The organism is Variovorax paradoxus, from assembly GCA_016806145.1.
In the GTDB taxonomy this organism is placed as follows: domain Bacteria; phylum Pseudomonadota; class Gammaproteobacteria; order Burkholderiales; family Burkholderiaceae_C; genus Variovorax.
Window position 1 is genome coordinate 5241187 of record CP063166.1, and the last position, 20551, is coordinate 5261737.

24 protein-coding genes are annotated in these 20551 nt (G+C 70.3%); 11 read left to right on the forward strand and 13 right to left on the reverse strand.

The window, feature by feature from the left end; translation table 11 throughout:
• Nucleotides 1–27: 27 nt before the first annotated feature.
• On the reverse strand, nucleotides 28–1644 hold the full coding sequence (locus INQ48_24340; GenBank protein ID QRF56453.1) for an OPT/YSL family transporter: 1617 nt from the start codon (nucleotides 1642–1644) through the stop codon (nucleotides 28–30).
• A gap of 151 nt (nucleotides 1645–1795) precedes the next feature.
• Between INQ48_24340 and INQ48_24345 the strand changes: the two genes are divergently transcribed.
• The 4 genes from INQ48_24345 to INQ48_24360 all read left to right on the forward strand — a co-directional run bounded on the left by INQ48_24345 (nucleotide 1796) and on the right by INQ48_24360 (nucleotide 5379).
• Complete coding sequence (locus tag INQ48_24345) at nucleotides 1796–2569, forward strand: IclR family transcriptional regulator (GenBank protein QRF56454.1); 774 nt, start codon at nucleotides 1796–1798, stop codon at nucleotides 2567–2569.
• Between the two features lie 144 nt (nucleotides 2570–2713).
• Entirely contained in the window at nucleotides 2714–3748 is a 1035-nt protein-coding gene (locus INQ48_24350) for an ABC transporter substrate-binding protein (protein QRF56455.1), read from the forward strand.
• Nucleotides 3748–4599: an ABC transporter ATP-binding protein gene (locus INQ48_24355; GenBank protein QRF56456.1), complete on the forward strand. Its 852-nt coding sequence runs from the start codon at nucleotides 3748–3750 to the stop codon at nucleotides 4597–4599. Before INQ48_24350 ends, INQ48_24355 begins: the two co-directional genes overlap by 1 nt.
• A 9-nt stretch (nucleotides 4600–4608) precedes the next feature.
• Nucleotides 4609–5379 (forward strand): ABC transporter permease, encoded by a 771-nt coding sequence (locus INQ48_24360; protein ID QRF56457.1) that lies wholly within the window; start codon nucleotides 4609–4611, stop codon nucleotides 5377–5379.
• A 6-nt stretch (nucleotides 5380–5385) separates the two neighbouring features.
• Here the strand turns inward: INQ48_24360 and INQ48_24365 are convergent, their stop codons facing one another.
• Both INQ48_24365 and INQ48_24370 read right to left on the reverse strand, forming a co-directional pair.
• Nucleotides 5386–5886 (reverse strand): DUF2938 domain-containing protein, encoded by a 501-nt coding sequence (locus tag INQ48_24365; GenBank protein QRF56458.1) that lies wholly within the window; start codon nucleotides 5884–5886, stop codon nucleotides 5386–5388.
• Complete coding sequence (locus tag INQ48_24370; protein ID QRF56459.1) at nucleotides 5879–6748, reverse strand: methyltransferase domain-containing protein; 870 nt, start codon at nucleotides 6746–6748, stop codon at nucleotides 5879–5881. Before INQ48_24370 ends, INQ48_24365 begins: the two co-directional genes overlap by 8 nt.
• Before the next feature lie 77 nt (nucleotides 6749–6825).
• On the opposite strand from INQ48_24370, the gene INQ48_24375 reads away from it, so the two are divergent.
• Nucleotides 6826–7296 (forward strand): helix-turn-helix domain-containing protein, encoded by a 471-nt coding sequence (locus INQ48_24375; GenBank protein ID QRF56460.1) that lies wholly within the window; start codon nucleotides 6826–6828, stop codon nucleotides 7294–7296.
• Here INQ48_24375 and INQ48_24380 read toward each other — a convergent pair.
• Entirely contained in the window at nucleotides 7260–7496 is a 237-nt protein-coding gene (locus tag INQ48_24380) for an oxidoreductase (protein ID QRF56461.1), read from the reverse strand. The two genes, INQ48_24375 and INQ48_24380, sit on opposite strands and share 37 nt — an antisense overlap.
• Nucleotides 7497–7766: 270 nt before the next feature.
• Here INQ48_24380 and INQ48_24385 point away from each other — a divergent pair, with 270 nt between their 5' ends.
• Complete coding sequence (locus INQ48_24385) at nucleotides 7767–7904, forward strand: hypothetical protein (protein ID QRF56462.1); 138 nt, start codon at nucleotides 7767–7769, stop codon at nucleotides 7902–7904.
• On the opposite strand, the gene INQ48_24390 is transcribed toward INQ48_24385, so the two are convergent.
• Together INQ48_24390 and INQ48_24395 are read right to left on the reverse strand one after the other, a co-directional pair.
• Nucleotides 7905–9251, reverse strand: coding sequence for a HAMP domain-containing histidine kinase (locus INQ48_24390; GenBank protein ID QRF56463.1), 1347 nt, complete (start codon nucleotides 9249–9251; stop codon nucleotides 7905–7907). It lies immediately after the preceding gene.
• The gene (locus INQ48_24395) at nucleotides 9248–9931 is read right to left on the reverse strand and encodes a response regulator transcription factor (protein QRF56464.1); all 684 of its coding nucleotides are present in this window, start codon (nucleotides 9929–9931) and stop codon (nucleotides 9248–9250) included. The genes INQ48_24390 and INQ48_24395 overlap by 4 nt, the downstream gene beginning before the upstream one ends.
• 192 nt (nucleotides 9932–10123) lie before the next feature.
• On the opposite strand from INQ48_24395, the gene INQ48_24400 reads away from it, so the two are divergent.
• On the forward strand, nucleotides 10124–10723 hold the full coding sequence (locus INQ48_24400; protein QRF60871.1) for a phosphatase PAP2 family protein: 600 nt from the start codon (nucleotides 10124–10126) through the stop codon (nucleotides 10721–10723).
• A 21-nt stretch (nucleotides 10724–10744) separates the two neighbouring features.
• Here INQ48_24400 and lpxO read toward each other — a convergent pair whose 3' ends face one another.
• The 3 genes from lpxO to INQ48_24415 form a co-directional block, all read right to left on the reverse strand.
• On the reverse strand, nucleotides 10745–11641 hold the full coding sequence (gene lpxO, locus INQ48_24405) for a lipid A hydroxylase LpxO (protein ID QRF56465.1): 897 nt from the start codon (nucleotides 11639–11641) through the stop codon (nucleotides 10745–10747).
• A 108-nt stretch (nucleotides 11642–11749) separates the two neighbouring features.
• Entirely contained in the window at nucleotides 11750–13186 is a 1437-nt protein-coding gene (locus tag INQ48_24410; GenBank protein QRF56466.1) for a GHKL domain-containing protein, read from the reverse strand.
• Complete coding sequence (locus INQ48_24415) at nucleotides 13183–13872, reverse strand: response regulator (protein QRF56467.1); 690 nt, start codon at nucleotides 13870–13872, stop codon at nucleotides 13183–13185. Before INQ48_24415 ends, INQ48_24410 begins: the two co-directional genes overlap by 4 nt.
• A 132-nt stretch (nucleotides 13873–14004) precedes the next feature.
• Here INQ48_24415 and INQ48_24420 point away from each other — a divergent pair, with 132 nt between their 5' ends.
• Nucleotides 14005–15132 carry an alpha/beta fold hydrolase gene (locus tag INQ48_24420; protein ID QRF56468.1) on the forward strand — a complete coding sequence of 376 codons (1128 nt, stop codon included), beginning with the start codon at nucleotides 14005–14007 and terminating at the stop codon, nucleotides 15130–15132.
• A gap of 16 nt (nucleotides 15133–15148) precedes the next feature.
• Here INQ48_24420 and INQ48_24425 read toward each other — a convergent pair whose 3' ends face one another.
• A complete protein-coding gene (locus INQ48_24425) occupies nucleotides 15149–16030 on the reverse strand; it encodes an NAD(P)-dependent oxidoreductase (protein QRF56469.1) in 882 nt (293 codons plus the stop codon).
• A 112-nt stretch (nucleotides 16031–16142) separates the two neighbouring features.
• Here INQ48_24425 and INQ48_24430 point away from each other — a divergent pair, with 112 nt between their 5' ends.
• Nucleotides 16143–16502: a helix-turn-helix transcriptional regulator gene (locus INQ48_24430; GenBank protein ID QRF56470.1), complete on the forward strand. Its 360-nt coding sequence runs from the start codon at nucleotides 16143–16145 to the stop codon at nucleotides 16500–16502.
• Nucleotides 16503–16512: 10 nt separating this feature from the next.
• Nucleotides 16513–17712 carry a beta-lactamase family protein gene (locus INQ48_24435; GenBank protein ID QRF56471.1) on the forward strand — a complete coding sequence of 400 codons (1200 nt, stop codon included), beginning with the start codon at nucleotides 16513–16515 and terminating at the stop codon, nucleotides 17710–17712.
• Between the two features lie 2 nt (nucleotides 17713–17714).
• On the opposite strand, the gene INQ48_24440 is transcribed toward INQ48_24435, so the two are convergent.
• From INQ48_24440 to INQ48_24450, 3 genes are read right to left on the reverse strand one after another with little or no spacing between them, the layout of a single operon-like run.
• Nucleotides 17715–18116, reverse strand: a complete 402-nt coding sequence (locus INQ48_24440) for an OsmC family protein (protein QRF56472.1) — start codon at nucleotides 18114–18116, stop codon at nucleotides 17715–17717.
• 28 nt (nucleotides 18117–18144) lie between these two features.
• Nucleotides 18145–18627: a GNAT family N-acetyltransferase gene (locus tag INQ48_24445; protein QRF56473.1), complete on the reverse strand. Its 483-nt coding sequence runs from the start codon at nucleotides 18625–18627 to the stop codon at nucleotides 18145–18147.
• A 24-nt stretch (nucleotides 18628–18651) separates the two neighbouring features.
• Nucleotides 18652–19119 (reverse strand): winged helix-turn-helix transcriptional regulator, encoded by a 468-nt coding sequence (locus tag INQ48_24450; protein QRF56474.1) that lies wholly within the window; start codon nucleotides 19117–19119, stop codon nucleotides 18652–18654.
• Nucleotides 19120–19248: 129 nt separating this feature from the next.
• Between INQ48_24450 and INQ48_24455 the strand changes: the two genes are divergently transcribed.
• On the forward strand, nucleotides 19249–20550 hold the full coding sequence (locus INQ48_24455) for a D-amino acid dehydrogenase (GenBank protein QRF56475.1): 1302 nt from the start codon (nucleotides 19249–19251) through the stop codon (nucleotides 20548–20550).
• The last annotated feature ends 1 nt before the right edge of the window (nucleotide 20551 follow it).

A 20551-nucleotide genomic window follows, 5' to 3' on the forward strand; every position in this document is an offset into this window, starting at 1 on the left:
TGTGTGACGAATGAGAAGAAGGGATGGCTACTTGCGCAGGCTCTTCACCGCGCCCGAGAAGAAGCTGTAGAGCGCGTCGCCCGCGATCACGCCGCCCGCGAACACCTCGAGCCGCTCGCGCGCGGCGCTGCCGAGCACGCGCTGCACGAGCAGCCGGCAGGCGATGCCGGCCGCGACCATCCAGCCGGCCAGCGGGCTCGCGATCAGCAGGCCGGTGGCGAACAGCACGCCGAGCTGTTGGCGCGCGCCGCCCGCGAGCTGCAGCAGCGCGCCGGGCACAGCCCACAGCGCGAGGTTGCGCGCGGTGTCGCCCGAGATGCCGGCCTTGATGGCCGCGACGTAGGCCGCGTTGATCGGCGCCGTCTGGTGGTTGGCGAAGAACAGCCGCCAGCTGCAGGCCACGACCACGATCGCCACCGCGAAGCCCACCATGCCGGCGATCATCTGTTCGCGCCGGCCCGCGGTCTCGAAGGCCGTGCCCGAGGTCTCACCGCGCAGCAGGTGGCCGGCCTTGAGGTCGTAGCCCATGTCGGCGAAGGCCGGCCCGGTGGCGGCCGAGAAGCCCGCGAGCACCACCAGCGCCTCGGGCGGAAAGCCGATCAGGATGCCGATCAGGAGCGAGATCAGCGCCACCGCGAAGGCCGGGAACCAGCCCGAATGCATGGCCGCGATGCCCACGATCAGCTCATGCACGAAGGCCGCGAAGGTGCCGTAGAGCACGAAGCCCACGAGCATGCCCAGCGACATGCCGTGGTAGACGCCCGTGCCCACGGCCAGCAGCACCATGATCGCGAGGTAGCCGATGCCGCCCAGGCGCAGCGAGCGGCCCAGCGCGCGGGCGCCGCGCGCATCGGGCGCGCCTGCAGTGACGCCGTGCTTCTTCAGCACCACGCGGCCCACCTGCGCCAGCGCCACGATGCCGGCGCCGATCATCATCCCGTGCGGCAGGTAGAGCGCGCCGATGTCGATGCCCGTCAGCGGCAAGGCGTAGCCGCGCACCAGCAGCCCGATGCCGAATGCCGTCATCGCGCCCAGCCCGCCGATCAGCGCCACGCCGAAGGCCGACATCGGCAGCTTGAACACCGCGCCCAGCGCGCCCGTGGCCAGCCCGCCCAGCAGCAGCCAGGCCTGCTTGCCGCCGCCGTCGCCGGCCTTGATCGCCTCGGCCGCCGCGATGCCCAGCGGCCACGGGTTCTTCGCGGGGAAGGCCGGCGTGTCGAACATGCGATAGAGCAGCCAGGCATCGAGCAGCATCGCGAGGCTCACGCCGACCAGCATCGGCACCACCATCTCGGGCAGGCCGAACAGGAACGGGATGCCGATCGGCAGGAACAGGCTGTTGGCCGCGCCGAAGGTGGCCGACGAGATGCTGGTCTGCGCGAGGTTCTGCGCATGCACCGAGCGGAAGCCGCGGAACATGGCCAGCGGCACGCGCGCCAGGGTCATGGCCGCGAGCGCGCCGATCAGCGAGGTGCTCGGCGTGATGCCCAGGCTCGCGAGCATCTGGATACCGACGATGGCGCCGAACACGCTGAGCACCAGCGTGAGGACCAGGTTGGCCGGTGCCAGGGCCTTGGGGTGCAGCGCGGGCGGGGTGTGGTCGTGCAGCGGCGCGAGCGCCGTGGCCTCGGTATCGATGCTCATCTTTTTGGTAGTTCCATTTTTTGGAACTTGATGCAATAATATCGAACCGCATCATAGGACCGGTCCGGGCGCTGTCAAGCGCGGTTCACCCGAGCCCGTATGGCCGTCGCGCGCCGAACCTATGATTCCCCTCGATCCACCGACCCCAGATATGAGCACCCTCGCCAACGCCATGGACGTCCTGAAACTGATCGCGCGCCTGCGCCGCGACATCACGGTGACGGACGTGGTGAACGAGCTCGGCCTGCCCAAGAGCTCGGCCTCGCGCACGCTGAGCATGATGGCCGGCTACGGTTTCCTCGACCGCGACGCCGCCACGCGCGCCTACCGCCCGGGCGGCGTGATCATGGAAGCCTCCTACCACTTCCGCGCCTCGCGCAACGCCGCCTCGCTGGTGGAGGAGGCGCTCGCCGCGCTGGTCGACCAAACCCGCTTCACGGGTTACATCAACGTGCTCGACGGCGCCGACACGCTGGTGATCCAGATGCGCGCCGGCGCGGGCGCGCTGCAGATCTACACGCCGCCAGGCAGCCGCGCGCCGGCCTACTCGAGCGCGATGGGCCGCGCGCTGCTCGCGCGCCTGAGCGACGCGGAAGTGACGGCGCTGCTCGGCGGCCGGCTCGACCAGGGCCGCGGCGACGCGCCGCGCACGCGCAAGGACCTGATGGCGCGGCTGGCCGTGATCCGCGAGACCGGCTGGGCCCTGTCGCGCGGCGAGTACGTGACCAACGTGGCGGGCATCTCGTCGGCGGTGTTCGACGCGGCCACGCGCCAGACCTATGCCTTCGGCGTCGCGCTGCCGGCCGAGCTGCTGTCCGAGCCGCTGGTCGAGCGCTACGGCGCCGTGGTGCGCGATGCCGCGGCGAACGTGGGCAAGCGCATCGGCGACCCGTATTGGCTCGCTTTCGGTGCCAACGTCCCCTGAATTTCGAAGGTTTTTCCCGTGTGCGGTGCAGTTTTTCGCTGGGCGCGCACCGCCTTGAATCGCGGGAAGGGTTCGCACCAATCACGTGCGGGCACCGTTTTTGCTTGAATCCGGAAGCATTCACCTTCACGGAACCAAGCCCGCATGAACAAGCGCCATCTGCTCCAGTCCTTCCTCGCCGCCTCGGCCCTGAGCTTCGGCCTGCCCTCGGCCTTCGCCCAGGCCACGACGCCGATCAAGTTCCAGCTCGACTGGCGCTTCGAGGGACCGGCCGCGCTGTTCCTGCATCCGGCCGCCAAGGGCTACTTCAAGGCCGCCGGCCTCGACGTGACCATCGACGCGGGCAACGGCTCGGGCGGCACGGTCACGCGCGTGGCCTCGGGTGCCTACGACATGGGCTTCGCCGACCTCGCGGCGCTGATGGAATTCCACGCCAACAACCCCGACAGCCCGAACAAGCCGGTCGCGGTGATGATGGTCTACAACAACACGCCGGCCTCGGTCATGACGCTCAAGAAGAGCGGCATCACCAAGCCCGCCGACCTCACGGGCAAGAAGCTCGGCGCGCCGGTGTTCGACGCGGGCCGCCGCGCGTTCCCGATCTTCGCCAAGGCCAACAACATCGGCACGGTCAACTGGACCGCGATGGACCCAACCCTGCGCGAGACCATGCTGATGCGCGGCGACATCGACGCCATCACCGGCTTCACCTTCACCTCGCTGCTCAACCTCGAGGCACGCGGCGCCAAGACGGCCGACGTGGTGATCCTGCCCTACCCCGACTACGGCGTGAAGCTCTACGGCAACGTCATCATCGCCTCGCCCAAGCTCATCAAGGAGAACCCCGAGGCGGTGAAGAAATTCCTCTCGGCCTTCGCCAAGGGCGCCAAGGAAGTGATCGCCAATCCCGCGCAGGGCATCGAGTCGGTGAAGGCGCGCGACGGCATCGTCGACAGCAAGCTCGAGACGCGCCGCCTGCAGCTCGCGATCGACACCGTGATCAACAGCCCCGACGCGCGCGCCGACGGCTTCGGTGCGGTCAACGCGGGCCGCCTGTCGCTGATGGCCTCGCAGGTGTCGGACGCCTTCAACACCAAGACCCGCGTGAGCCCCGAGGCCGTGTGGTCCGCCGCGCTGCTGCCGCCGGCGGCCGAACTCAGCGGAATCCTGCGCAAGTGATGGCGGACACCGCGAACGAGGCCGCCCCCTTCGTCGACTTCCAGGACGTCTGGCTCGCCTACAACGAGGAACTGCTGCGCGCCAACCACTTCGCGGTCGAGGCCATCGACCTGAAGGTGAAGCGCGGCGAGTTCATCGCCATCGTCGGCCCCTCGGGCTGCGGCAAGTCGACCTTCATGAAGCTCACGACCGGGCTCAAGATGCCGTCGATGGGCCGTATTCGCATCGACGGTGCGCCGGTGACCGGGCCGCTCAAGATCTCGGGCATGGCCTTCCAGGCGCCCTCGCTGCTGCCCTGGCGCACCACGGTCGACAACGTGCTGCTGCCGCTGGAGATCGTCGAGCCCTATCGCTCGAACTTCAAGGCCAAGCGCAAGGAGTACGAGGAACGCGCGCGCCGCCTGCTGCAGAAGGTGGGCCTGGGCGGCTACGAGGACAAGTTCCCGTGGCAGCTCTCGGGCGGCATGCAGCAGCGCGCGAGCATCTGCCGCGCGCTGATCCACGAGCCCAAGATGCTGCTGCTCGACGAGCCCTTCGGCGCGCTCGACGCCTTCACGCGCGAGGAGCTCTGGTGCATCCTGCGCGACCTCTGGACCGAGCAGCAGTTCAACGTGATCCTGGTCACGCACGACCTGCGCGAATCGGTGTTCCTGGCCGACACGGTCTACGTGATGAGCAAGAGCCCGGGCCGCTTCGTGGTCAAGCGCGAGATCGAGCTGCCGCGTCCGCGCGAGCTCGAGCTCACCTACACCAAGGAGTTCACCGACATCGTGCTCGAGCTGCGCAGCCACATCGGCGCGATCCGCGGCAATGCCGCCGGCGCGACCGGTGCCGCGGCGGTGGCCCACTGAGGAGCGGCCATGAAGAACAACAAGCAACTCGAACGCTGGTCGCCGTGGCTGCTGCTCGTGGCGGTGATCCTGCTGTGGCAGGTGATCTGCGCGGGCTTCGGCGTCTCGGACTTTATCTTCCCGAGCCCGCTGCGCATCTGGAACCAGTTCTGGGAGTTCAAGGAGATCATCGCGGGCCATGCCTGGCGCACCTTCTGGGTCACGATGGCGGGCTTCGGCCTCGCGATCGTGGTGGGCGTGCTGCTCGGCTTCGTGATCGGCAGCTCGCGCCTGGCCTATGCGGCCATCTATCCGCTGATGACGGCCTTCAACGCGCTGCCCAAGGCGGCCTTCGTGCCGATCCTGGTCGTGTGGTTCGGCATCGGCATCGGGCCCGCGATCCTCACGGCCTTCCTGATCAGCTTCTTCCCGATCATGGTCAACATCGCGACCGGCCTCGCCACGCTCGAGCCCGAGCTCGAGGACGTGCTGCGCGTGCTCGGCGCCAAGCGCTGGGACGTGCTCATGAAGATCGGCCTGCCGCGCTCCATGCCCTACTTCTTCGGCTCGCTCAAGGTCGCGATCACGCTGGCCTTCGTGGGCACCACGGTCAGCGAGATGACCGCGGCGAACGAGGGCATCGGCTACCTGCTGATCTCGGCCGGCTCGTCGATGCAGATGGGCCTGGCCTTCGCGGGGCTGATGGTGGTGGGCGCGATGGCGATGCTGATGTACGAGCTCTTCAGCGTGGTCGAGAAGCACACCACGGGCTGGGCGCACCGCGGTTCGCAGAACCAGTGAGGCGCTTCAGGGGCCGAGCGCCGACAGCGCCCAGGCCGCGAGGTAGAGGCCCAGCCCGAACACCGCGTGCGTGGCGAGGCTGTGCCAGCGCGCCACCCACGGGCGCGGCGTGCGGCGCGCGGCGAGGCCCGCGCCCATGCCGGGCTGCATCAGCAGCCACGGCGCCGCCACCGTGCCGATGCCCACCAGCAGCGCGAGGCCCGGTGTCGGCCGGCGCGCCCAGTCGAGGCCGCCGATTCCCAGCAGCACGAGCGCGAACGCGATGCCTGTCGCATAGTGGAGCGCCCAACCCAGCAGGCGCTCGCCTGGCACGGGCGCGGTGGCCGCGATCGGCCGATGGACGAAGCGCCCGCGCGGCAGGTGCGCGGCCCAGCGGCCGACCAGCGCGTAGTCGAGCGAAGGCAGGCCGAACACGCGCCGGCGCACGCAGGCCCAGAGGTCCATCACGGCCGTGGCGCCGATGCCGATCGGCACGGCGCGCGCCAGCAGTTCGGCGAGTTCAGCCATGGAACACCTCGTGCGGCGCGGCCGCCTCGGCGCTGGCCAGCCAGCAGGCCGCGGTGAAGCGCACTTCTTCGCCCTGCACGAAGGGGTCGAAGGCGGCACGCACGGTCTCGATGACGCGCTCGCGCGTCGCCGCATCGACCTGCTCGAGCGCGAGGCCGACGGGCCCGAGGCGGCTCAGGTAGGGCACGAGTTCCCGCGCGGGCAGGCTGCAGGCGAGATCGACGGGACGGAGCGCGATCGCGCCCCAGCCGGCCTGCGCGAGGATGGCCTCGACCTGCTCGCGGTCGGCGAAGCCGAACTGTCCCGGCGCGCCCGGCCGGCGCGCGGGCAGTTGCGGCAACAACGGCGCCGCGGCGCGTTCGGCCGTGGTCATGAACGGGTTCTCCGCGGCCGCGCGCCACGCGAGGAAGCGCAGCGCGGCACCGTCGCGCGCGGCACGCCGCAGGTTCGCGAAGGCCGCGACCGGGTCGTCGAAGAACATCACGCCGAGCCGCGAGACGATGGTGTCGAACCCGGCCGGTGCGAAGGCATGGGTCTGGGCGTCGGCGCACACGAAGCGCGCCTGCGAATCCGCTCTTTCGGCACGTGCGCGCGCGGCCTCGATCATCGGCGCCGAGATGTCGATGCCGACGCATTCGAAGGCATCGCCCGACGGCCTCGCGAGCGCGAGCGTGACGGCACCGGTGCCGCAGCCCACGTCGAGCACGCGGCCGAGGGGGCGACCGGCCACGGCCTCGGTCAGCAGCGTGCCGAGCGGTGCGAACAGCCGGTCGAGCAGCGGCTGCCGGTCGACCCAGGCGCGGCCCGCCGGGCCGTTCCACAGCCGCGCCTGCTCGTTCCCGGGCGCTTGCGTGTCGTGCATCTTTCTTTCCTTTCTGGCTTGCCTTCGGAAGGCGGAGAACGCACTATGCAAGTTCAAGTCGACTTGAGGTCAAGAGGATGGCACCACTGGATATCGCGCAGGTGGCGAGGCAATCGGGCGTGCCCGCTTCCACGCTGCGCTTCTACGACGAGAAGGGGCTGATCGCCTCGACGGGCCGGCAGGGGCTGCGCCGGCTGTTCGATCCCGGCGTGCTCGAGAAGCTCGCGCTGATCTTGCTGGGCCGCGCCGCCGGCTTCTCGCTCGACGAGATCGCGCGCATGTTCGCGCCCGACGGCCAGCCGCGCATCGACCGCCGCGTGCTCGAGACCAAGGCCGACGAGCTCGACCGCACCATCCGCCAGCTCGCCGCGATGCGCGACGGCCTGCGGCATGCGGCCGTATGCCGCGCGCCCAGCCACATGGAATGCCCGACCTTCCGGCGCATCCTGCGCGCCGCGGGCACGGGCGCCATCGCGGCGCCCGATCGCCAGGCGCCGCGCAAGCGCGCGGCTCAGTCGAGCAGCAAGGAGGCCTCGTCGCGCCAGTAGGCGACCGCCGCGAGCCAGCCTTCCCAGACGCAGCCGTTGCAGCCGCGCCCGCAGCAGGTGGTGGGTTCGGGCGGCGGTGCGCGCATCGCGAGGCCGCGCGCCGCCAGCATCGGCGCGATGCGCGCGATCAGGGCCTGGGCACTGGCGAGGTCGGTCGGCGTGGCGAGAAGGGCCGGGTCGGCGAAAGGCGAAGCGGGCATGCGGTGCGTAGGCGGTCGAGGCGCGATTGTCGGTGCTTCAGCAGCCCTTCAGGCCGCGCGGGCGATCGTCCGCAGAATCGCCGCGATTGCCCGCCCTGATGCCCTGCCCCGCCTGCCGCACATCGACCTGCTGCGCGGCCTGCTGGTGGTCTTCGTGATCCTGCTGCATGCGAACCTGCGCCTGCCCTTCGGTCCGCCCGAGCTCGCGCAAGCGCTCGGGCCGCGGCTGCAGGGCATCCTGTTCAGGAGCGGCTACTACGCGGTGACCGCGTGCAGCCCCGGCGCTGGTGCGCGGGCCGCGTCGCGGCGCCGCTGCGCTGGTTCGGGCGTTTCAGCGACGAGGTCTATCCGAGCCACATGGCACGCGGCTTCTCCGAGCCCTGCAAGCGCTGGCTGCGCAAGACCTGATCAGGTCCCGAGGTTCAGCTCCAGCCGCATCCGCGCTCCGCCCGTGTCGTTGCTGCCGATGGTGAGCCGCCCGCGGTGCAGGTGCGCCACCTCGGCCACGAGGTGCAGCCCGAGCCCGGCGCCGCGCCCGCGCGGCACCAGCCGGTGGAAGGGCTCGACCACGCGCTCGCGTTCCGACTCGGGAATGCCCGGCCCCGAGTCGAGCACCTCGATGCAAAAGGGCTCGCACAGCCGCACCTGGATGTCGCAGCCCTGCCCGCCATGCTCGATCGCGTTCTGGATCAGGTTGGTCAGCGCGCGCTCGAGCGAGGGCGCATCGCCGCCGACCACGATCGCCAGCGGCGCATCGACCGACAGGGTGCAGCGGTTCATGATCGCGAGCGGCGCGAGGTCGGCCGCCGCGCGCTCGCACAGCGCCTTCAGGTCCACCTGCTGCGCCTGCACCACCACGCCATCGAGCCGCTGCAGGTCGAGCAGCTGCTCGGCCAGCGTGGCCAGCCGCGCCGAGGCCTGCATCAGCTTGACCTTGAGCGGATCGTTGGGCAGCCCCTCGAGGCGGATCTGCAGGATGGTGATCGGCGTGCGCAGCTCGTGCGCCGCGTCGGCCAGGAAGCGCTCCTGCCGGTCGTAGCCCTCGTTGAGCCGGTCGAACGCGCGGTTGACGGCATTGACCAGCGGCCGGATCTCGCCGGCCACGCCATCGAGCGGCAGCCGCGTGGTGCGCTCGTGCACGTCGATGCTCTCGGCATGCGCGGCGGTGGCGATCAGCCCCTTGAGCCCGCGCTTGACCACGAAGGGCGTCGCGAGGATCACGCCGAGGCAGGTGACGAGCGCCATCGGCGCCACCAGGAACAGGAAGGCCACGCCGGTGCCGCGCAGCGTGCTCTTCATCGACAGCGGGTTGCCGGTTCGCACCATCATCGCGACCGGTCCGGCACGCGTCTCGACGCGCTCGAAGCGCGCCTTCGGCTGGCCGTTGCTGGTGGCGAGGTCGATCCACACGCGGTCGATGCCGTCGAAGCGTCCGGCCAGGCCGAGGTAGCGCGCGGGCACCTCGCCCTGCACGAGCTGGTGGCCCTGGGCATCGCGCACCAGGAACCACAGGTCGCCGCCGGCATCGGCGCGCAGTTGCTCGAACTCGGGCGTGGGCCGCATGGCCAGCGCGCCATCGGGGGCGCGCTCGATCGCGCCGCGGATCACGCGCACGGTCTCCTCGCCGGTCTCGTCGACCACCCGGCCGAGCACCCAGGCCAGGCCGATGAAGCCGCCCATCACCAGCAAGCCCACCACCACCTGCAGCAGGATCAGGCTCCAGATCAGCTGCCAGCGCAGCGAGAGCAGCTTCATGCGGCGCCCGGCGCCGCGCACAGCAGGTAGCCCACGCCGCGGATGGCGTGGATCTCGACCTGGGCACCGGCCTTGTCGAGCTTGGAGCGCAGGCGCGAGACGTGGGTGTCGAGCGCATTCGAATGGATGTCGCCCTCCTGCCCGTAGACGCGGTCGTGCAGCGACTCGCGCAGCACGGTGCGCCCGCGCTGCTCGAGCAGGGCCTCGAGCACCAGCAGCTCGCGCCGCGTGAGCAGCAGGCTCTGCGCATCGACATGCGCCTGCCGCTGCAGGTGGTCGAATTGCAGCCGCGCCAGCGCGGTGACGGGGTTCGCGCGCAGCGCGGGACGCCGCGCGAGCGCGCGCACGCGCGCCATCAGCTCGTCCATCGAGAAGGGCTTGGCGAGGTAGTCGTCGGCGCCGCCGTCGAGGCTCAGCACGCGTTCGGAGATGTCGGCCATCGCGGTGAGCACCAGCACCGCGGCCGCAATCCCGTTGGCGCGCAGGAACTCGATCAGGCTCAGGCCATCGCCATCGGGCAGGCCGCGATCGAGCACGATCACCTCGTGCTGGCCCGCGAGCACCGCGTCCTGTGCCTCGCGCAGCGAACCGGCCACGTCGACCACCGCCTGGTTCTGGCGCAGTGCCGCCGCCAGCGCCTGCGCGAGTTCGGCTTCGTCTTCGACCAGCAGGATTCTCATATCGGGCCGGAATTCTAGAGGCCGGCCCCTGGCGCGCCCCGTAATGTTCACGCAATGCCCGCGCCTACCCTGGCCGGTTCATCCATCCAGGGAGCCCAGGTGACACCCCTCTCGTCCCGCCCCGTCCGCCCCGTCAGGATCCCATGGCACGCGGCGCTGGCGCGGCGCATCGCCACGCTGTGGGTCACCAAGATGCTCGGCACCACGCTCGGCATCTCCGGCTTCTTCGTGCTGTATTTCTGGGTCATGCACCACCCGCTCGGCCAGCCGCTCACGATGCCGCTCACGGCCGTCGACCACTGGGTGCCGCTGAGCGACGACGCGCTGCCGCTCTACGCCTCGCTGTGGCTCTACGTGGGCCTCGCGCCGGCCCTGGCCAAGGACCGTGCCGAGCTGCTGCTGCACGCGCAGGCCGCGGCGCTGATGGCGGCCATCGGGCTCGCGGTGTTCTGGCTCTTTCCCACCATGGTGCCGGTGTTCGCGGTCGACTGGACGCAGTACCCCTCGCTGCAGTTCCTCAAGAGCACCGACGCGGGCGGCAATGCCTTCCCCTCGCTGCACGTGTCCTTCGCGGTGTTCACGGCCGTGCTGATGACGCGCCAGCTGCGCAGCGTGGACGCGCCCGCCTGGGTGCTGGCGCTCAACTGGCTGTGGGCGGCGGGGATCGTCTACTCGACGCTGGCCACGCACCAGCACGTGCTGCTCGACGTGCTCGGCGGCACGGCGCTGGCGGGGTTCATGAGCTGGATCACCGGGCCGGCGCGGCGGCGGCTGATCCTGGTGGGCGTCTGAGGCTGCACCCGGCAGCCTGCGTCACCAGAAGATCCAGAGCGCGAGGCCGCCGAAGATCGCCCACTTCACGAGGTAGTACACGCGCTTGTCCCAGGCCTTCAGGCGCTTGCCGATCACGCGGATCTGGTAGATGTACTTGAAGGCGCGGTTGATGCCGCCGGTCTTGTCGCCGGCATCGTTGGGCGAGCTGGCCGCGGCCAGCAGGTTCTTCGCGAACCAGCGGTTGACGGCGCTGGCCCAGCGGTACTTGAGCGGACGCTCGATGTCGCAGAACAGGATCACGCGGTCGTGGTCGGTGGTGTTCTCGGCATAGTGGATGTAGGTCTCGTCGAACACCACCGATTCGCCGTCGCGCCAGTGGTAGCGCTGGCCGTCGACGTCGATGTAGCAGCCCTCCACGCCCGGCGTCCACAGGCCCAGGTGGTAGCGCAGCGAACCCGCGAAGGGGTCGCGGTGGCGCACCAGCCGGCTGCCGGGCGGCAGCTCGGCGAACATCGCGGCCTTGATCGTGCCGATGCCGCGCAGCAGCTCGGTCGTGCGCGGGCACAGCACCGCGGCCGAGGGATGGGCCTCGTCGTACCACTTGAGGTAGAAGCGCTTCCAGCCGCTCTTGAAGAAGGAGTTGAAGCCCACGTCGTTGAACTGGCTCGAGGCCTTGATGCTGCCGCCGTTGCGCATCGCGAGCGCCTCCTCGCGGATGACTTCCCAGTTCTCCTCGAGCACGCGCATCTCGGGGAATTCCTTGGGCGACAGGTAGGGCGTGCTCGGCACCTTCGAGAAAAGGTACATGAACACGTTGAGCGGCGCGAGGAAGGTCGAGTGGTCCGACAGCTGGCGGAAGAAACGATGGCGCACCTGGCCGCGGAAATGCACGTAGAGCGCACTGAGCGCGAAGATGGCGAGAATGACCCACTTCATGTGAGAGTGTCCTGTTCGGGGGGAGCGCTGGAGAGCACCCGCTAGTTTAATTCTTCACACCTCAACGAGCCTGACGCGGGTTTTGGCCCCGAAAAACGGCTCTACGCCTCAACCGCGGCCCTCGAGCATCGGCTGATCCTGCCCCTCGACCGCCAGCGGCAGCCGCACCACCGCCAGCAGCCCGCGGCCGCCCGCGCCGGTCTCGAGCGCCACGCTGCCGCCATGCTTGTCGACCACCGACTTGACGATCGCCAGCCCGAGTCCGCTGCCGCTCTGGGTCTGGCCCGGACTGCGGAAGAAGCGGTCGAACACCCGCTCGCGCAGGCCGGGCGGGATGCCCGGGCCCTGGTCGGCCACGCGCAGCACCGCCTCGCCCTGCTCGCGCGCCACCTGCACCTTCACCACGCTGCGGCGCGGGCTGTACTTGATGGCGTTGTCCACCAGGTTGTCGACCATCGACACCAGGCTCTCGCGCTCGCCGAGCACCGGCACCTCGCCCGCGCAGGCCAGTTCGAGCTCGACGCCGCGCGCATGCGCCACGCCCTCGATCATCGCGAGCCGGTCCTGCACCAGCGCATCGAGCGACAGCGCCACCGGCAGCGCGGCATCGGACACGGCGTCGCTGCGCATGAGCTGCAGCAGCTGGCCCACCAGCCGGGTCGCGCGGTCGTTGCTGCGCAACAGGTTGCCCATCAGCTCGCGCTGCCCGGAATCGATGCTCTGCGCCTTCAGCGCCTCCACGTTCACGCGCATCGCGGCCAGCGGCGTACGCAGCTCGTGGGCCGCGTCGGCGATCAGGCTGCGCTCGCGCGTGGTGCTGTCGCGCACCCGCTGCAGCAGGGTGTTGATGCTCTGCACCAGCGGCTGCAGCTCGCGGTGCGGCGGCCGGTACGACAGCGGCGTGAGGTCGGCCGGCCCGCGCTCGGAGGTCTCGCGGCTCACGCGGCGCCAGGGCCGCAGCGCGAGCCGCACCGTGAGCCAGGCCGGCACCACCAGGAAGGGCAGGCTCACCAGCAGCGGCAGCAGGTAGTAGCCGCGGTAGGTGATGTTGACCACCAGCCGCCAGATGCCGGGCTCGGCGATCATCACGCGGGTGTCGAACTGCGGCGAATGCAGCGTGCGCGCGCGCCACTCGCGCCCGCCCACGTGCACCGTCTCGATGACGTCGGGCGCGCTGTTGAAGATCTCGGGCACCGCGTCGGTGGTGCGGTAGATCAGCTTGCCGCGCTGCCACACCTGAAGCATCGGCGAGGTGTCGGATTCGGCGTTGCCGTCGCTCGCGGTCTCCATCAGCGCGAGATCGAAGGCATGCAGGGTGTCGTACTGGCGCTTCGGGTCGTCGGCCAGGTTGATGGCGATCGCCGCCACGCTCTCGTAGATCTTGCTGAAGCGCAGCAGCTCCGGGTCCTTGTAGGAGTCGTAGAACAGCAGCCCGACGATCAAGGTCCACAGCGCCGCCACCACCGCCATCTGCGCCAGCACCAGCCGGCGCATCAGCGAGGGCTGGATCACCCGCCCGATGAAGCGCAGCGCGCCACGGATCATGCGCGCGGGCTGCCGGCGCGCGCCAGCGACTGGGCGTCGACCACGTAGCCGATGCCGCGCACGGTGCGGATGTAGCCCTGGCCGATCTTGCGGCGCAGGTTCGAGATGTGGACCTCGAGCGAATTGCTGCCGATGCCCGGGCCGCCCGGCAGCACCTGTTCCTCCATCACGCGGCGCGTGACCACGCGGCCGGTGCGCTTGAGCAGCAGCGCGAGCAGGTCGAACTCGCAGCGCGAGAGCTCCACCTGCTGGCCGTCGACCAGCACGCCGCGCGTGGGCTCGTGCAGCGCCAGGCCGCGCATGCGGATGGTCTCGTCGTCGAAGCCGTAGCTGCGGCGCGCGAGCGCGCGCACGCGCGACAGCAGCTCGGCCAGCGCGAAGGGCTTGACCAGGTAGTCGTCGGCGCCGTCGTCGAGGCTGCGCAGCCGGTCGTTGAGCGCATCGCGCGCGCTCAGCACGAGCACCGGCAGGATCTGGCGTTCGCGGCGCAGCCGCAGCAGCAGATCGATGCCGTCGCCGTCGGGCAGGCCGAGGTCGAGCAGCACCATGTCGAAGGCACCGCTGTCGAGGGTGCGGATGGCGTCGTCGAGACGGCGCACCCAGACCACGTCCATGCCCTGGTTGGCGAGCGCGATGCGCACGCCGTTGCCGAGTTCGAGGTCGTCCTCCACGAGCAAAAGATTCATGACAGTCTCCGTGCGGTGCGCCGCCCGGCACCTGGGGAGCCGGAAGTATCTGCCAAGCGGCCTTCGAAGACTTCAGGATTCCTTCATGAAGGCAACAGCCGCGCTTCAGGTCGGTTGCCCACACTGCGCGCCATGCCCCGGTTCCATCCCCTCTTCTTCCCGCCGCGGCGCGCCTTCCTGCGCGCCGCGCTGGCCTGGCCCTCGGCCGTCTCGCTCTCGGGCCTCGGCGGCCTCGTCACCCTCGGCGGCTGCGGCGGCAGCAGCCATCCGGGCGGCCCGCCGGCCGGTGCGCCCGCCGGCCCGACCGTGGTGTCGGTGACCGACCGCCGCGTGAAGGTGGCGCACGAGGTCTCGCTGCACGTGCGCGACTGGCAATGCGACAACTGTCGCGGCCCGACCATCGTGCTGCTGCCCGGGCTGGGCGCCAATGCCTACGTCTTCGACGGCCTGGCCCATGCGCTCGCGCCGCGTGCGCGCGTGATCGCGGTGAGCCGGCGCGGCTACGGCCAGTCGGACAAGCCGCTGCCGGTGCGCACCGCCACCCAGTACTACGAGGTCGACACGCTGGTGGCCGACCTGCATGCGCTGCTCGACGGGCTCGGCCTCGACCGCGTGGTGCTCGCGGGCCATTCGATCGCGGGCAACGAGCTCACGCGCTTCGCGGGCCGGCATCCGCAGCGGGTGCGCGGGCTGGTCTACATCGATGCCACCTTCGACCCCACGCGCGACCCCGCCACCGGCGGCCTGCCCCTGCCCGACAACCGGCTGTTTCGCGAACCGGTGCCGCACGAGGAGGACGGCGCCTCGATGGAGGCGGCGCTCGCCTACGCGCGGCGCACCGTGCGCCACTGGTCGGCGCCGCTGGAGGCCAACCTGCGCGACCAGCTCGACCCGCAGCCCGACGGCAGCGTGCGCCTCAACACGCCCGCCGTCGTGGCCGCCGCGATGGAGACCGCGAGCCATGCCTTCTCGCCCGACTACGCGCCGGTGCGAGCGCCCGCTCTCGTCGTGACCGCCATGCCGGGCGACATCCGCGACATCTTCCCCGCGCTGCCCGAGACGCTGGACGCGGCCACGCTGAAGGATGCGGCGGCCTACCTGCGCGTGATCCGCTACGTGCGCGTCGACGACGCGGCCCGCCTCATGGCGGCACTGAAGACCCACCATCAGCTGGTGTTCGAGGACGCCTGCCACGGCGATTTCTTCATCGAACGCGAGGCCGAGCTGGTGCGCGCCATCGAGGCGATGCGCTGGGCCTGAGGGCCGGCCGGTGGCGTCAATTCGGCGCGCGCAGCAACTTGATCAGCGCGGCCAGCTCCTCGCCGCCGAGCCCCGCGGCATCGGCGCGCTGGAACAGGCCGGCCGCGAAGGCCGGGAACTCGCTGTTGATGCCGCTCTCGCGCGCCGTCTGCAGGATGCGCTGCGTGGCCTCGACCGAGATCCGCATCGGGCTCTGCGAGATCTGGAAGTCGCCCGACTGGATGACCGCGCCCTCGTGCAGCAGGAAGGCCGCGAAGGTCGGCATGATGCCCGCGACGATGCGCCCGAACTCGGCCACGTCGAAGCCTTCCGACTCGGCCACGCGCGCGCCGTGCAGGAAGCCCAGCATGGTGCCGTAGATGGTCGAGAGCGTGGCGAGGTCCATGGCCGCGGCGTTGCTGATCTTCTCGCCGAGGTAGACGATGCCGCCGCCGAGCACCGCGAGCAGCGGCTCGGCGGAGCGGAACACCTGCTCGTCGCCCGACATCAGGATCGGCGTGTCGCCCTGGCCCATCTGCTCGGGCGCGGCCTGGATCGCGCCCTCGAGGAAGGTGGCGCCGTGGCGCTGCGCCCAGGCCTGCGCATCGCGCGCATCCTGGGGGCTGCCGGTCGTGAGCTGCACCAGCAGCCGGCCGTCCATCGCGGCGGCCACGCCCTCGGCGCCGAGGATCGCATCGGCCGCGCGGTAGTCGTGGACGCACATCAGCACCACGCGGCTCGCGCGCACCGCTGCGGCGGCGCTGTCGGCCAGCACCGCACGCCGCGCGACCCGCGGCGCGGCCTTGTCGGCGCTGCGGTTCCAGACCGTGACTTCGTGACCCTGCGCGAGGTAGAGGCGCGCGATGGTGGCGCCCATCGCGCCGAGGCCGATGACGGCGATCTCCTGCTTGCTGCTCATGGAATGTTCCGGATGATTGAAGATGGCTGCATCGTAGAAATCCCACCTCCCGATGGTCAAGTACCTACGATAAAGTGCGGTACTTACCAAAACGACAGTATTGGAGAATGGCATGGCAGCGAAGAAGCCTTACGTCTGCGGCATCGGCCCCGCGTTCGAGGTCATCGGCGGCAAATGGAAGGCACTGATCCTCTGGGAGCTGCACCTGCAGCCGCGCCGCTTCGGCGAGCTGCGGCGCTTGTTGCCGGGCATCAGCGAGAAGATGCTGATCCAGCAGCTGCGCGAGCTCGAGACCGACGGCGTCGTCGCGCGCGAGGTGTTCCACGAAGTGCCGCCGCGCGTCGAGTATTCGGAGACCAAGCTGGGCGCCACGCTCAACGCGGCGCTCGGCCCGCTCGCCGATTGGGGCGACCGCTACGCCAAGCGCGTGGAGGCGGCGCGCAAGCAGTCGGAAGCGGCCAAACGGGGCTGAGGGAGATCGGATGACACCGACGCTGAACGACCCGGCGCGCCGCAACGCGCTGGCCACGATGATCGCGATGGCACTGCCCTGGGGCAGCGCGCGGGCCGACGCGGGCTGCGCGGCCGGCGCCGCCTATGCCGGCCCGCCGCGGCGCTCCGCGCCCGATGCCATCTGGCAGCGCGACTTCGGCCGCGCGATCGACGGCGAGCTGCCCGCCGACTTGCAGCAGAGCCTCGGCGATGCGCTCGACAGGATGCTGCAGCACGTGCCGGCCGCGAGCGTGGCGGTCGCGATCCCCGGCGAGGGCAACTGGCGGGCGACCCGCGGCCTGGCGCGCACCGAGCCGCGCGAGCCGGTGCGGCCCGACCAGGGCTTCCAAGTCGCGAGCACCGCCAAGACGCTGACCGCCACCATCGTGCTGCAGCTCGTGGAGGAACGCCGGCTCGCGCTCGGCGACAGCATCGAGCGCTGGTTCCCCGAGGCGCCCAACGCCGGGCTCGTCACCATCGAGCACCTGCTGCGCCACACCAGCGGCCTCGTGAGCTTCAATGCGCTGCCCGACTTCGGCACGCAGTACCGGCCGCCCGCGGAGATCATCGCCATGGGCCTCGCGCAGAAGCCGCAGTTCTGCCCCGGCACGAACTGGAGCTACAGCAACACCGGCTACGCGATGCTCGGCACCATCGTCGAGCGGCTCGAGGGCGCGTCCTTCGAGCAGGTGCTGACGAAGCGGCTGATCGGCCCGCTCGCGCTCACGCACACGGCGATGCGCCGGCCCGGCGTCGAACTGCCCGTGGTCAGCGGCCACGCGGCCGGCCGGCCGGTCGAGGCGCCCGACCAGTACGCCACGCCCCATGCCGCGGGCGCGCTGGCCTCGACCGCGGGCGATCTCGTGCGCTTCTGGCATGCGCTGCTCGGCGGCCGGGTGCTGCCGCCGGCCACGGTGCGGCGCATGTTCGTCGACATGCCCGCGATGCTCGGCCCCTACGGCGGCGGCAATGCCTCGTACGGCATGGGCGTGCAGCTCTACGACGTGCCCGACGGGCCGGGCCTGATGCTGGGCCACAGCGGCGGCATCGAGGGCTTCACGAGCGTGGTCGCCTACGTGCCGGCCGACGACCTCTACGTCGCCGTGTCGTTCAACGAGAAGAAGGTGCCGGCCGAGGCCGGCCTGTGGTCGCTGCTGCGCGCGGTGCGGGCCTGGCGCGTGCTGCGCTGAGCCTAGTCGGCCCAGCGGGTCTGGATCTCGGTCTTCACCTCGGTCATGAGCTTGTGCACCGGGCACTTGCCCGCCACGCGCAGCAACTCGTCGCGCTGCGCATCGCTGAGGTTGCCGCTCACGCGCAGCGTGGAGTCGAGCCGGTAGACGCCCTTGCGCTCCTCGCTGTCGTCGCGGTCGACCACGACCTCGATGTCCTCGACCGGAATGCCCTTGCGGCGCGCGTAGATCAGCACGGTGAGCGCCTTGCAGGCGGCCAGCGAGGCGTCGTAGAGGTCGTGCGGCTCGGGGCCCTCGTCGTTGCCACCGCCGGCCGGCGAGGCATCGACGGCGATCTCGTGGTCGCGGATCTTGAGGATGTGGCGCGTGCCGGTGGTGCCGTCGCGGCGGATCGAGATGCTCATGGCGGTGTCCTTGGGGTGGAGGAAAGGGTCAGGAAATCAGCGGCTTCATGTAGAGGATGGTCGTGAAGCCGCTGTGCCATTCGAGGTCGGGATAGCGGTCGGCCTCGCGATAACCGAGCGCGAGGTAGAAGCCCTGGCTCGCGGTGTTGAAGGTGTCGGTCTCGAGCCGTGCGAGTTCGATGCCGTCGGCGCGCATGCCGGCTTCGGCGAAGGCCATGAGCGCGCGCGCGATGCCCTTGCGCCGATGCGTCGCGGGCACGTGCAGCGCCTGCACGAAGTCGCGCTGCCAGTGGACCATGCCGACCACCTCGCCATCGATCTCGGCGACGAAGAACTCGGGCCCCATTTCGTCGATGTAGCCCACGGGCTCGCCGCTCTCACGGTAGCCGCGCGCGGCCTCGGACGTGAGCTGCGGCAGCCAGGTGCTCGCGAAGGTGTCGTCGAGGATGGCCTTGACGGCGTCGAAGTCGTCGAGGCGCCAGGGGCGGATGGTGATCGGGTCGGGGGACATGGGCGCGCGATGGTAGCCCTGCCTTCAGCGGTCGGTGGCGAGCATCAGGGTTTCCTTGATCTCCTCCATCACGACGTAGCTGTGCGACTCGGCCGCCACCGGCAGCTTCTTGAGGATGTCGCCGAGCAGGTGGCGGTATTCGCTCATGCCGCTCAGGCGCGCCTTCACGAGGTAGTCGAAGCTGCCCGACACGAGGTGGCATTCGAGCACCTCGGGCATGTGCAGCAGCTCCTGCTTGACCTTGTCGAACACGTCGCCCGACTTGGCCGAGAGCTTGATCTCGACGAACACCAGAAGCGTCTTGCCCAGCGCCTCGGGCGACACGCGCGCGTGGTAGCCGCTGATGACGCCGTCGCGCTCCATGCGCTTCACGCGCTCGGCGCAGGGCGAGGCCGACAGGCCGATGCGCTCGGCCAGTTCGGTCATGGAAATGCGGCCCTGGCGCTGCAGCAGGTCGAGGATCTTGCGGTCGATTCGGTCGAGCTCGGGCACTTTCACTCCGCGCGGCGCATAGGAAGGTTCTACACAGGGAATTCCGCTGCCGAACGCTTGAAAACAGTGGAATCCACTTCATTCTGACGCATAAATTCTTGCTATTCCATTCGAATCAGCGGAAACACCATGAAAGTCATCGTTCTGGGCGGCGGCGTGATCGGCACCACCACGGCCTACTACCTCGCGCGCTCGGGCGCCGATGTCACCCTGCTCGACCGGCAGGCCGGTCCGGCCGAGGAAACCAGCTTTGGCAACGCGGGCCAGGTGTCGCCCGGCTACTCCACGCCCTGGGCCGCGCCCGGCATTCCGCTGAAGGCGATCAAGTGGATGTTCCAGCAGCATGCGCCGCTGTCGATCCGCCCCGACGGCACGCTGTTCCAGCTGCGCTGGATGGCGCAGATGCTGCGCAACTGCTCGCCCGAGCGCTATGCGATCAACAAGGAACGCATGATGCGCGTGGCCGAGTACAGCCGCGGCTGCCTGCAGGCGCTGCGCGCCGAGACCGGCCTGCAGTACGAGCAGCGCACCGGCGGCACCCTGCAGCTGTTCCGCACCCAGGCGCAGCTCGACGCGGTGCAGCGCGACATCGCGGTGCTCGAGGAATGCGGCGTGCCCTACGAACTGCTCGACCGCGATGCGCTGGCACGCGTCGAACCCGCGCTGGCCGGCGCGCGCGACCGCCTCGCGGGCGGCCTGCGGCTGCCCAACGACGAGACCGGCGACTGCCACCTGTTCACGCGCGGCCTGGCCGAGATCGCACGCGGCCTGGGCGTGGACTTCCGCTTCGGCCAGGGCATCGAGGCGCTCGAGACCGAGGGCGGCCGCATCAGCGGCGTGCGCACCACGGCCGGCAAGGTGCTCACGGCCGACCGCTACGTGATGGCCTTCGGCAGCTATTCGCGCGCGGCCATCGCCTCGCTGGGCCTCGACATTCCCGTCTACCCGGTCAAGGGCTATTCGCTCACGGTGCCGCTGATCGCCGAAGCGCTGGCGCCGCAGTCGACCGTGCTCGACGAGACCTACAAGGTGGCCGTCACGCGCTTCGACAACCGCATCCGCGTGGGCGGCATGGCCGAGCTCTCGGGCTTCGACCTGCGCCTGAACCCCGCCCGCCGCGCCACGCTCGAGAAGGTGGTGAGCGACCTGTTCCCGGGCGGCGACCTGCCGCGCGCGAGCTTCTGGACCGGCCTGCGCCCGATGACGCCCGACAGCACCCCGATCGTCGGCGCCACGCGCTATCCGAACCTGTTCCTCAACACCGGCCACGGCACCCTGGGCTGGACCATGGCCTGCGGCTCGGGCAAGCTGATCTCCGACATCGTGACCGGCCAGCGGCCCGAGATCCGTACCGACGGGCTCGCGATGGACCGCTACGAAGAGGGCCGTTCGCGCACCGCGCGGCCGAGCACCTCGCCGGCCGCGGCCTGAA